This is a genomic window from Collinsella aerofaciens (assembly GCF_040910245.1).
Classification (GTDB): domain Bacteria; phylum Actinomycetota; class Coriobacteriia; order Coriobacteriales; family Coriobacteriaceae; genus Collinsella.
On record NZ_JBDGAY010000026.1, the window covers coordinates 18,698 to 30,496 of the forward strand.

At 59.0% G+C, this 11,799-nt stretch carries 10 protein-coding genes and 1 pseudogene; all 11 read right to left on the bottom strand.

Translation table 11 applies throughout. The features are described 5' to 3' along the window. Positions 1–1,356, bottom strand: coding sequence for an endolytic transglycosylase MltG (gene mltG, locus AB5Z20_RS08675; protein ID WP_368156970.1), 1,356 nt, complete (start codon positions 1,354–1,356; stop codon positions 1–3). Continuing rightward, entirely contained in the window at positions 1,349–1,777 is a 429-nt protein-coding gene (gene ruvX, locus AB5Z20_RS08680; RefSeq protein WP_117746034.1) for a Holliday junction resolvase RuvX, read from the bottom strand. The genes mltG and ruvX overlap by 8 nt, the downstream gene beginning before the upstream one ends. Positions 1,778–1,794: 17 nt before the next feature. Beyond that, entirely contained in the window at positions 1,795–4,452 is a 2,658-nt protein-coding gene (gene alaS, locus AB5Z20_RS08685) for an alanine--tRNA ligase (protein WP_368156971.1), read from the bottom strand. 445 nt (positions 4,453–4,897) lie between these two features. Then, positions 4,898–6,310 (bottom strand): AI-2E family transporter, encoded by a 1,413-nt coding sequence (locus AB5Z20_RS08690; protein WP_368156972.1) that lies wholly within the window; start codon positions 6,308–6,310, stop codon positions 4,898–4,900. Further along, positions 6,307–7,098 (bottom strand): RNA polymerase sigma factor SigF, encoded by a 792-nt coding sequence (locus AB5Z20_RS08695; RefSeq protein WP_117635146.1) that lies wholly within the window; start codon positions 7,096–7,098, stop codon positions 6,307–6,309. Before AB5Z20_RS08695 ends, AB5Z20_RS08690 begins: the two co-directional genes overlap by 4 nt. A gap of 1 nt (position 7,099) precedes the next feature. Beyond that, positions 7,100–7,477, bottom strand: coding sequence for an ATP-binding protein (locus tag AB5Z20_RS08700; RefSeq protein ID WP_368156973.1), 378 nt, complete (start codon positions 7,475–7,477; stop codon positions 7,100–7,102). Continuing rightward, the gene (locus tag AB5Z20_RS08705; protein ID WP_368156974.1) at positions 7,470–8,063 is read right to left on the bottom strand and encodes a hypothetical protein; all 594 of its coding nucleotides are present in this window, start codon (positions 8,061–8,063) and stop codon (positions 7,470–7,472) included. The genes AB5Z20_RS08700 and AB5Z20_RS08705 overlap by 8 nt, the downstream gene beginning before the upstream one ends. Positions 8,064–8,157: 94 nt before the next feature. Further along, complete coding sequence (locus tag AB5Z20_RS08710; RefSeq protein ID WP_368156975.1) at positions 8,158–9,507, bottom strand: replication-associated recombination protein A; 1,350 nt, start codon at positions 9,505–9,507, stop codon at positions 8,158–8,160. A gap of 60 nt (positions 9,508–9,567) precedes the next feature. Further along, entirely contained in the window at positions 9,568–10,815 is a 1,248-nt protein-coding gene (locus AB5Z20_RS08715) for a deoxyguanosinetriphosphate triphosphohydrolase family protein (protein WP_368156976.1), read from the bottom strand. 31 nt (positions 10,816–10,846) lie between these two features. After that, on the bottom strand, positions 10,847–11,269 hold the full coding sequence (locus AB5Z20_RS08720; RefSeq protein WP_368156977.1) for a prepilin peptidase: 423 nt from the start codon (positions 11,267–11,269) through the stop codon (positions 10,847–10,849). Between the two features lie 81 nt (positions 11,270–11,350). Beyond that, a pseudogene (locus AB5Z20_RS08725) lies at positions 11,351–11,799 on the bottom strand (N-acetylglucosaminyltransferase); the annotation flags it as partial.

The following is an 11,799-nucleotide window of genomic DNA, read 5'->3' on the forward strand; positions in this document are numbered from 1 at the left end:
TCAATTCCAAGACTGTTGGTGCTCTTCGTAGGTCTTCGAGAAATATTCCTCGTCCTGTGTGATGTAGAAATACAGGTCATCGGAGTCGGTCGGCTCAAGGGTAGCCTTGAGCGCCTCGAGCGACGGAGAGCAGATGGGCGTGGGCGGCAGGCCCTCATGCTTATAGGTGTTATACGGGCTATCGCTCTGCAGGTCGTCGGCGGTAACCTCGCCGCCGGTGACATACATCATGGTCGCATCGCTATTGAGGTAACGCAGGCCATCGAGCTTGCCCGCCAGACGGTTATAGAAAACCGATGCCACATGCGCGCGCTGATCGGCGTTGAGACCCTCGCGCTCGACAATCGAGGCAAGGTTAACGATGTCGTAATCGGACATCTCCACGCCATAGCGCTCCTTGATCTTGGCCTCGCAGCTGGCAAAGTCAAGCGACTTATACTCAGCGTTGAACTGGTCAAGCATGGCGCGAATCACATCATCGGCGCTTGGGTCCTTGCCCAACGAATACGTCTTGGGGAACAGGAAACCCTCGAGCGAATCGTTCGCGGCGCCCTCAAGGAAGCTATAGTCCTTCACATAGTTGGACGCCTTTGCCTGATTGAGGAAGTCTTCCTTCGAGATACTGCCGTATGCCTTGGCCACGCGGTCGGCGACCTGATCAACCGTCAGGCCCTCAGGGATAGTCAGCGCATCGGAGCCCGCATTGGGGCCTTCCATGAGCTGCTGAACGACCTTGGTCGCGTCCATAAGCGTGGTAAACGAATACTTACCCGGCTTAAGCGACATATCCGCGTTGAGCTTTTTGACCGCCGCGTAATAATCCTTGGGATTTTCGACGATATGGTTCTCAGAGAGAATCGAAGCGATGCTGTCACCCGAGGCACCATCGGGAATCGTGATAGTAACCTGCTGGCCTGCAACGACTTTCGCATCCTCACCGCCAAAGAAGCCCTTAACGGCCGGCACGACAAAGAAAACGATCGCGACAAGCGCAAGCACGGCGGCGACGCCACCGACAATCAAAGGCACCGGGGAGCTTTTCTTTTGGGCACCACGGCGGGCGTGCGTGTTACAGCTCGAACGCGTGGCTGGAGCAACGCCGTGCGAGCCATGAGCATGATGTGCGTGGGAGCGTGATTGCGGGGCCTGCCCCTGCGTGCGCTGGGCAGGAACCTGTTGCTTAAAACGAGCGCCGCCAGCGGGCTGCGCGGGACGAGCGGCGGGCTGTTGAGCAGCACGCTGAGTAGGCTGAGCCGAACGCTGCATCGGCTGCGCCGGGCGCTGGCCAGCCTGAGCAGGGCGCGGCGCGGGCTGCCGTGTACGATTCGGCTGGCGCGGATCGAAAGCGCTAGACATGCGAAACCTCCTCGTTTTTGCGATCGAGCCACGTCTGCAAGAACAGGCTGGCGGCGATCATGTCGATCTTGCCCCTCATCTGCTTTTCGTTGAGCCCCTGCTCTCGCAGGATTCGCTTGGCCTCCTGCGAGGACAGACGCTCGTCCTCAAACTCCAGCGGAAGGTCGAGCTCGTCGGCAATCTTTTGGGCCACGGCGGCGACGCGCTCGGCCTGGGGGCCGGGTTCACCGGCCATGGTCAAAGGACGTCCGCTTACCAGGATATCGGGCTCATAGTCCTCGACCAGGTAGCGAAACGTCTTTGACATACCGGTGACCTCGGCAGCCGGAAGCACCTTGACAGGCATTGCCATCTTGCCATCACGGCTCGAGACGGCAATGCCAATCCTGGTCTCCCCTATGTCCAGTGCGAGCGCGACCACAGCGACTACTTAGGTTCTTAGGCGCCGAGCGCGGTCTTAGCGGCCGCGAGGGCATCGGCGATACCGGCGGCGTTCTTGCCACCGGCCTGGGCCATGTTGGGACGACCGCCACCGCGACCGTCGACCAGGCCCGCAATCTGCTTGATCACGTTACCGGCGTGGAAACCGGCCTTCACGGCGTCATCGGAGCCGGCGGCGAGCAGAGCCGGGGTGCCCTTCTCGGTCACGCTGGCAACAACGCAGGCGACGGGGCCGGCGACCTTCTGGTGCACGGTGTCCCAAACGTTGCGCAGGTCGGCAGCCTCAAGGCCCTGGAGCTCAGCGACGACGAGCTTGTAGCCGTTCAGCTCGACAGCGCCGTCGATGGCACTGGAGATAGCGTCGGAGGAGCCACCGGTCAGCGCCTTCTTGAGCTTGTTAGACGTCTCGCGCAGCTCGGCCTGCAGGTTCTCCACGCGGGCAGAAACCTCGTCGACGCGGCACTTGAGCGCAGCGGCAGCGGCGTCAACGAGTGCCAGGCGGTCGGCCATGTAATCGAGAGCGCCCTTGGAGGTCACGGCCTCGATACGGCGGACATTCGAGCCCGTGGAGGATTCGGAGATGATCTTGAACAGACCGATCTCGGCGGTGTTGGCGGCATGCGTACCACCGCAGAGCTCGCGGGAGAACGGCTGGTCCTCGGCGCCCACGGAGACGACGCGGACGACGTCGCCGTACTTCTCGCCAAACAGTGCGACAGCACCGGCGGCCTTGGCCTCGTCGATGCCCATAACACGGGTCACGACCGGCTTGGAAGCGAAGATCTGCTGGTTGACCAGGTCCTCGACAGCCTTGAGCTGCTCGGAAGACAGGGCCTCGAAGTGCGTGAAGTCAAAGCGCAGGTGCTCGGGCGTCACCAGCGAGCCGGCCTGGGAGACGTGCTCACCCAGGACCTGCTTAAGCGCGGCGTCGAGCAGGTGGGTGGCGGTGTGGTTGCGGCGCAGGAAACCACGGCGCTCGGCGTCGAGCGCGGCAGTCACGGTAGCACCGACGGTCAACGTGCCCTCGGCAACGTGCGCGACATGGGCATACAGGCCGTTGTGGTTCTTGGTGTCGGCAACAGTCAGCGCAACGCCCTCGGCGGAAAGCTCACCGGCGTCACCCTGCTGGCCACCCATCTCGGCATAGAACGGGGTGCGGTCGAGCACGACCTCGACGTCCTCGCCGGCGGCAGCGGACTCAACGGACTCGCCGTTGCGCACGATGGCAACAACCTTGGCGCCCTCGATGACGTCGTTGTCATAGCCGTCGAACTCGGTCGCGGCAACCTTGTCGGAAAGCTCGACCCACACGTCGTTGAAGCTACCCCAGGCATCGCCCTTGGCGTTGGCACGGGCGCGGGCCTTCTGGTCCTCCATGCAGGCGGTAAAGCCGTCCATGTCGACGTCGTGGCCGGCAGCGCCGGCGATCTCGACGGTCAGGTCGATGGGGAAACCAAAGGTGTCGTGTAGCTTAAAGGCAACGTCGCCCGGAAGCACAGCGCCCTCGGCGAGCGCGGCCAGGGCCTCATCCAGGTAAACGCGGCCGTTGTCGAGCGTCGTGGAGAAACGCTCCTCCTCGGAGGCGACGATGCCCTTGACGAGCGCGACGTTCTTGAGCAGCTCGGGATAGGCCTCGCCCATCTGAGCGTTGACTTCGTCGATAAACTTGGTCAGGAAAGCGCCCTCGATGCCCAGCAGGCGGCCGTGGAACACGGCACGACGGAGCAGGCGGCGAAGGACGTACTCGCGACCCTCGTTACCGGGCAGGATGCCGTCCGAGATCATAAAGTCAACGGCGCGGGAGTGGTCGGCGATGATGCGCAGGGAGCGGCTGGCGCCGGAGTAATCGTCGGCGTCATAGGTCTTGCCGCTGATTTCCTCACCGAGTTTGATGAGGTGCTGCATTAAATCGCCGTCGTAGTTAGCGGTCTTGTGCTGCATGATAGCGGCCATGCGCTCCAGACCCATGCCCGTATCGAGGTTGCGGTGCGGCAGCTCCGGCATGGAGCCGTCCTCCTGGCGATCGTACTGGGTAAACACGAGGTTCCAGAACTCAAGGAAGCGGTCGCAGTCGCAGCCGGGCTTGCAGTCGGGACTACCGCAACCAACCTCCTCGCCCATGTCAAAGTAGATCTCGGAGCACGGACCGCAGGGGCCGGTGGGGCCAGCGGCCCAGAAGTTGTCGTCCTCGCCCAGACGCGAAATGTGATCCTCGGCAACGCCCAGGGAGCGCCACACGTCGTGGGTCTCGTCGTCCTCGGTAAAGACGGTGAAGTACAGGCGGTCGAGCGGCAGCTTGAACTCCTTGGTGATGAGCTCAAAGGCCCAAGCGCAGGCCTGCTGCTTGGAGACGCCGCCAAAGGAGAAGTCGCCGAGCATCTCGAAGAAGGACAGGTGACGGCCGTCCTCGCCGATGCAGTCGATGTCGTTGGTGCGGACGCATTTCTGGCAGGAGATCGCGCCGATCTCCTTCATGGTCTTCTTACCCTGGTAGTACTCCTTAAACTGGTTCATGCCGGCGTTGGCAAGCAGCAGCGAAGGATCGTCGGGGACGAGGGACGAAGAAGGATAGAGCTTAAGACCGCGCTCCTCAAAGAAGTTGAGGAACTTAGAGCGAATCTCGGCCGTAGTCATTGACGGGTAGTCAGCACTCATAGAGGGAATCTCCTCGGTTTCACATCGAAACAGTTCAAACGTAACGATATTACCATCCCACCGCGACTGTGCAAAAAAGAGGGCCGCCAAACAGCGACCCTCCAGCGAAAGTGCATGTTATTTAGGACAGTCAAATTCTTAAAATAACAAATGGCTGCTGTAGAATTACATAATAAAGTTCACCCGGAAGGAGCGATCGATGAAAAGCAAACGATTTATCCTGAATGCACTTCTGGTAGTAGTACTTTTAGCGCTCTTGGCCTTCTCCCAATGGTACGCAAACCAACCAGCATTTGGCTACGTACTGTATGCAGTGACATCCGGCGACAACGCTTATTGCCCTCTACGCGCAATTGACATTCTCTATTTCTATGTAGCCGGCCCCTTATCAGTCGCTTTGCTCGTGTTTCTTGTCTTTTACAATATCAAGAAACGTTAACGGAGCTTATTTGGAATCCGAATCATCCATGGAGCCGTCGATGCCGGTTTTGGTGTCGTCGTCCGTATTGGAATCGTCATCCTTGGCGAAAGGGTTCTTGAAAAAGCCCGTCGCGTCGGGCTGAAGACCCGAGAGCTTAATCCAAGGATTATCGAGCTCGGGCTTGGGCATAGCCTGGGCCTCGGGCGCGGTCTCGTTGCCGATGAGCTCGGACTCATAAATGAACGTATCGTCCCCAAGCGCATCGTAGGCGGCAACAGGGTTACCCTCGGCATCGCGATACGGCGTGCCCTTAAACACGGCGCCATCGTATGCCACAAGCTGGCGGCCGGTCTCGTTCTCAAAGTAGTAGACGAAAATGCCCTTGAGGGCCGCGCACAACGGGATGGCGATGACCATGCCGATGGGGCCCATGAGTGCCGAACCAATAACGAGGGCCGTCAGGCTCATGATGGGATGCACCTGGACCGAGCTCTGCATGACCTTAGGCGAAATGACGTTGTCGGTGACATTTTGTGCCACCATAGTCACGATCAAGGTCCATAACGCCAGCATGGGGCTGAACATAAAGCCGAGCACCGTGGCGATGGCCGCGCTCACCCAGGGACCGACAACTGGGACCAAGTGCATGATACCGGTAAAGATGGCCATGAGTGCCGCATACGGATGCCCGATAATCGTAAAGCCGATAAAGGCGAGGATGCCACCGCAGATCGACGTTACGACCATGCCACGCATGTAGCCGCCGACCGAGCGCGAAAGAATCGCGACCATAAAACGGTACGAGGTCTCCTTTTCCTGACCAATGATGGTGCAGACCTCGTGGTGCATGCGGGGATAGTCGCAGGCCAACCAATAGGCAAGCACCAAGCCCAGGAAGATGACGAACAGCTGCGAGGCCGTATTGGTAATGAGCGGGAATACACCGCGACCGAGCTCGGCAGCGATTTGCGAGACATACTTGGACGCCACCGTAACGAGCGAAGAAAGGTTATCGTCCAGATACTCCTTGAGAGGCGTGTTATTGAGCGTCTTGGCATGCGAGATCATCTCGTTGAGGTCGCCACCAGCAACACGAAGCTGCTCGGGCAGGCGGCTCAGGACTTCCATGATCTGACCAAAGAGAATCGGCGACAAGATGCAAACGACGCCGACGAGCACGGCAACGACCACAATAAGCGCAACAAGCGAACCGATGCCGCGATTCACGCCATGGTGCTCAAGCCAATTGGTGATCGGCGACATCACAAAAGCGATGATGGAACCGACAGCGAGAAACTCGATGACCGGCGCCAGGATGCCCATAAGGTTAAAGATGACGGCGGCGATGACAATGCAGCCGACGACGCCCCAAATGCGCAACGTCAGAATACGGGTATCGCGCAGCGTTCGGTCGGTTTGTTGGGGGTGCTCATTCATGAACGAACCATCACTCCGTCGGGGTCGATCTTGTCCTGAATCTTCTTAAGGGTACGACGCAGCAGACGCGAGACCTGTACCTGCGAGATGCCCAGCTTCTTGGCAATCTCGATCTGGGTCATGCCCTTCACAAAGCGCAGCTCGATTACCTCGCGCTCGCGCGGCGAGAAATCGCGGATGGCTTCCTCGATTACCAGGCGATCATCGGTAAAGTCGAGCTCGTTGTCGTCGTCGGCGTAGCGATCGAGAATCGAAGGCGCATCGTCAGAATCGGACGCACCGGGGGCCTCAATGGGCACCGAGGTGTAGGCCGAGGACGATTCCATGGCTTCGAGCACCTCGTCGACGGTCACGCCCAGGTAATCGGCGATTTCCTCAACCTTGGGCGAACGTTGAAGCTCGTTGGTGAGCTTGTCGGTGGCCTGATTAACCTTGGCAGAGAGCTCCTGCAGACGACGCGGCACGCGCACACTCCAGCCCTTGTCGCGGAAGTGGCGCTTAATCTCGCCCAGGATGGTGGGTGTGGCAAACGTCGTAAACTCGAGCCCGCGCTCAGGGTCAAAGCGATCGATTGCCTTGAGCAAGCCCAGATAGCCGACCTGCAAAAGGTCATCGAGTGGCTCGCCGCGGTTCTTAAATTTGTTGGCAAGAAACCTTACCAGGTTCATATGGGACATGACGAGCTGCTCGCGTGCGTCCGGATCACCGGTCTCTTTATAGCGACGAAACAGCTCGCGGGTTTTCTCCTTGTCCCAAGCGGTCTTGCCGCTCCGGGAACGTTCGGTCATATTAGATATCCGCCTTGAGGTCGAGGGAAAGCGTTAGGGGCGCCGTAGTCTTTTCGTAGGAATCGCACACGCTTGCAAGAATGAGCTCGGCATACACGGCAGCCTGGTCATCCTCATCGACAGTCGCCTGGTCGCCAAAGGTAAAGGTCATGCCCACATGCGATTCGTCGACATCGAATTTGATCGAGATATCGTCGGAATCAATGGCCGTGCAGCCAAAGATGAAGGCTTCCTCGGCAGCCATACGGATATCCTCGATGCGATCGACGGACATAGAGCACAAGGCGCCGACGTTAGCGGCCGTCATGCGCACAAGGCGCGCCAGACGCGGGTCTCCGGCAACAGTCAGCGTGATGGGGCAGGTTGCTTCGCTACTCATCGCAGGACTCCTCGGAGGTCTCGGTGGGCGTATAGGTGTAATACTGAGCGGGCTTGGTAGCGGGCTTCTGAGCCACATCCGCACCATCGGCGGCCTCGTCCTCAGCCTCACCAATCAGAACGCGCTCGGTAGGCTGCTCGGCCTCGGCGGCAGCAGCGGCGAGCTTTCGATCGGCGTCGGCTGCAGGAGCCTTCACCTTATTGAAGAGCTTCTGCACGGCGCCGGCGGCAGAGTCGGTCACGTTCGATACGGCATTGCTGGCCTCGGCCATGGCGCCCGTGACCTCAGAGATGTCGCGAACGACCGCCTCAACCTCAACGAGGTTGGACGTCAGGGCGTCGACGGCGGTCTTGCTCGACTTGAGTAGGGGCTCAACCTGTGCCAGCGCGGGGGTGAGCTCATCGACAGCGCCATCGAGCTTTGCCACCACGGGTTGTGCCTCGGCGAGCGTGTTGTTAAGGTCGCTCACCGTCTTGTCGAGCGAATCGACGACGGTGCGGGTCTTGCGCAGGGTGAGTGCAAGCTCAACGACGGCCCACACGCCGGCAACGGCGAGCAGCAGCAGAGCGATTTGAATGGGACTCATACAAGCCTCCGAAGGAATCGAAATACAGACGTTGTTCATGGTACCCCAAAGAAGGGGAAAGTTACCCAAAGGGAATGCGCGAGGCGCCAATGACCTACTTGGGAGCGTTGCCGCTACGGTCGCGTTCGCTTTGCTCCACACGCCACTCTTCCCAACCGCGACCGGCAGGCTGCCAAAACGCACCGCGCTCCAGGCCTTCGGGCAAATAGCACTGATCGACCCAGCCTTCGGGATAATCGTGCGGATACTTGTACACACCGTACTCATCGCTGCCCGGACGATGGCGATCGCGCAGATAACTCGGCACCTCGCGCAGCCCACTTGAATGGATATCTGCCAGCGCCGCATCGATCGAAGCCTCACACGCGTTAGATTTAGGCGCCAGGCAAACATAGAGCGCAGCCTGAGCCAGGTTAATGCGGCATTCGGGATAGCCAATGACCTCGGCAGACTTAAACGCGGCATGCGCCACCAAAAGCGCCTGCGGATCGGCGTTTCCGACGTCCTCGGAAGCGTGGATCATAATGCGGCGAGCAATAAACTTGGGATCCTCTCCTGCATCGATCATGCGCGCGAGCCAATAAATGGTGGCATCGGGGTCGCTTCCGCGCATAGACTTGATGAACGCACTGATAATGTCATAGTGCATGTCACCGTTTTTGTCGTACGAAAAGCCACGACGCGGGTTGGCAATCTTAACGTCATCCACGGTGATGGGATAGCGCTCCCCCGCCGCCGGCGCTGGCGTTCCCTCGGTATCGGGACGCGTTACGGCAATCTCGCTTGCAAGCTCGAGCGTCGTGAGCGCCGAGCGAGCATCACCCGCGGCCAGCGTGCAGATGGTCTTAACCGTATCCTCATCGGCCGAGAACTTGCCGTTCAGACCCTGCGGCGCCTCGAGTGCACGCTCGATGAGCGTCGCAATATCCTCGTCCTTTAAGTGCTCAAGCTCCACCACGCGACCACGCGAGAGCAACGCCGAGTTGACCTCGAAGTACGGATTCTCCGTCGTAGCGCCAATCATAATGACGGTGCGGTTCTCAACCGCATGCAAAAGCGCATCCTGCTGCGACTTGGAGAAGCGGTGGATCTCGTCGATAAATAGAATGGTGCGTCGGTCGTACGTATTCAAGCGCGTCTTGGCCTCGTCAATCACGCGACGCAGGTCCTTCACGGTACCCGTCACGGCGCTGACCTCAACAAACTCGCTCTTGGTATGGTTGGCGATGATATGCGCCAGCGTCGTCTTGCCCGTACCGGCCGGCCCATACAGAATCACACTCGACAGAACGTCATGCTCAATCGCGGCGCGCAGCCACGAGCCCTTACCGACGGCCTTTTGCTGACCCACGTACTCGTCGAGCGAATTGGGGCGCATGCGCACCGCGAGCGGCGCATTCTGAAAGGAACGCTCGCGCGTCGAAGCAGAAAAAAGGTCGTCCATAGCCATCCCGTGCATCAATCAAAAACGTTTTCCTCTAACAGTATACCGAATATATACGAACTACCGTTCGTTAATATAGGTACGGTGCGGAAACTTTAATCCCGGGAACAACTTGCTCGTGAGCTCACAGAAATAGCCGTCCGTCATGCTCGAAATGTAATCCACTACGGTCTGATCCTTATCGTCCTGCCAGGCATAGGTGCGATCGTAGTAGGAAAGCTGCTGTTCAATGCGCGAAATATGATGCTTAAAGATGTACGAGAACTCGTCGCCTTCGTTTATATCCTGCAGGCAACGGTCGTAGAGCTTTTCGAACGCCTCGCGCAGCTCCGCTTCGGAGTCGCCTTCGATGCCGCCCTTGCTATAGATCTTTACGTAGTTCTCGCGCTTGGCTCGGCGGATCTCCTCAAACAGGTCCTCGCTCATCTCGATGCGCGGCTTGCCATAGCTGTGCTCAACGATATCGATGGAGGCATGCGTAAGGATCCAGCTGTTGTATGCCCCACCCAAGCCATCGTCAAAAGCATCGGGTGCCAGTAGGCCCGCCGCAATGGCGTCTTGGCGATCGCGCCCAACGTAGGCAAGGATATCCGAGATGCGGACCACGCAGCCTTCGAGCGTCATGGGACGCAGGTGCTCAATTGCGCTATAGCCCTTGGCAATGCATTCCTCGACGGTTCGGTCGAACTGGTCAAAGGAACCCATGTCCGAAAGCTCAAACACGCGTTGCTCGTACTCGCCGTTATGGCACAAGACGCCGTCGAGCGTCTGGAGCGACACGTTACGACCGTACAGCGCATCGAGCACGCGAACCGACTGCACGTTATGAAAAAAGAAGCGGCCGGTACGCTCGTGATAGATATCGTTGAGGAATCGCTCACCGGCATGGCCGAAGGGCGTGTGGCCCAAGTCGTGGCCTAAGCCAATCGCCTCGATCAGATCGCAGTTGAGCCCCAGGGCGCGACCGATATCGCGTGCGATACGCGAGACAAGCTGCACATGCAAACCGCGGCGCGACAGATCATCATTGCTACGGAAGCTAAAAACCTGCGTTTTGCCTGCATAACGGGCGTACACCGGAAGATGAAGAATCTTTTCGGTATCGCGCATAAATGCCGGTCGCATAAGCGTGCCTTTGTCGGCAGCGCGATCAATACGACGAATGACCTGGTTGTCGTTGCAACGATACGGGTTGACAGAACCCGAAGCACGATCGGCGGAAATGCGCTCGACAAGCTCGGGCGACAACGCCGACGGAATCCGGTCCATGCGCGCCTTAATGACGGCCGTTTCTTGATTAGTTGCCATGGCATGCTCCTTAAGAAGGATGCGCAATCGGTTACAATGTGCAGCCCACGACCTCGATTATGGCAAAAATCGGCACCAAAAACGGGAGCAATGGCAGGGAGCGCGATTTTGTGAAGAGGCAGGAGAGGGCAAGGACCAGGAGCGCGACGGCAAATGCCACGATGCCGCCCAGAGGGTCAAGCGTGCAAAGCGCGAAGAGCGCCTTGACGTCCCCCATGCCGATGCCGGGGGCGTGGCGAAGGCGCCGCCAGAGCGACTCAGTGAGCACAAGGGCAAGGTAGACGATGACCGCAAGACCGGCGTGGTCAAGCGCCGTGGTAACGCCCTTGTCGAGCCAGACGCCTGCCAACGCCGCCACCGCACACACGCCGGCAAGCTCATTGGGAAACCGTCGCTCACGGGCATCAACCAACGCACCGGCAAAGATGCAAATCCAAAATGGGATGTAGGGCATCGTGCACCTCCTTGGGCAGCTACTCGAAAGCAAAAACCACCACAAAGGTGCCTGTCCCCTTTGTGGTGGTTTTGGTGGTGGTTATTTGGCGCCTTGCATGACCTCGTCGAGGGTAACGTTGACGGCGTGCTGCGTCGGGACCCAGTCGACCTTTAGGAACAGGGCCGCCACCGTGATGGGGATATAGCTGAACATAAAGATCGGGAAGGTAAACAGGTTGGTCACCAAACGCCACTTTTGCGCGCAGTGAATATGCTTGTACTCAAAGATGGTCGTGAGCAGTGCCAGGATAAAGAAGGTCTGGTACATCATCGCGAAGGTCATGATGAGCGAAGCGGCACAAGCTTGCATCTCGACCTCGGTGGCCAAGAAGCCGTGCGAAAGCCCGCCCACGATGAGGAAGGTCGCGTTGGCGAGCATGGAGATCAGGGACAGCAGCATGCCCGGAGCGATGGTCATAAACATGTCATATGCGGCAAAGCGATGATAGCGGAACGTCGATTTGACCAGGTGCTTGCCGTAGGTAAAAA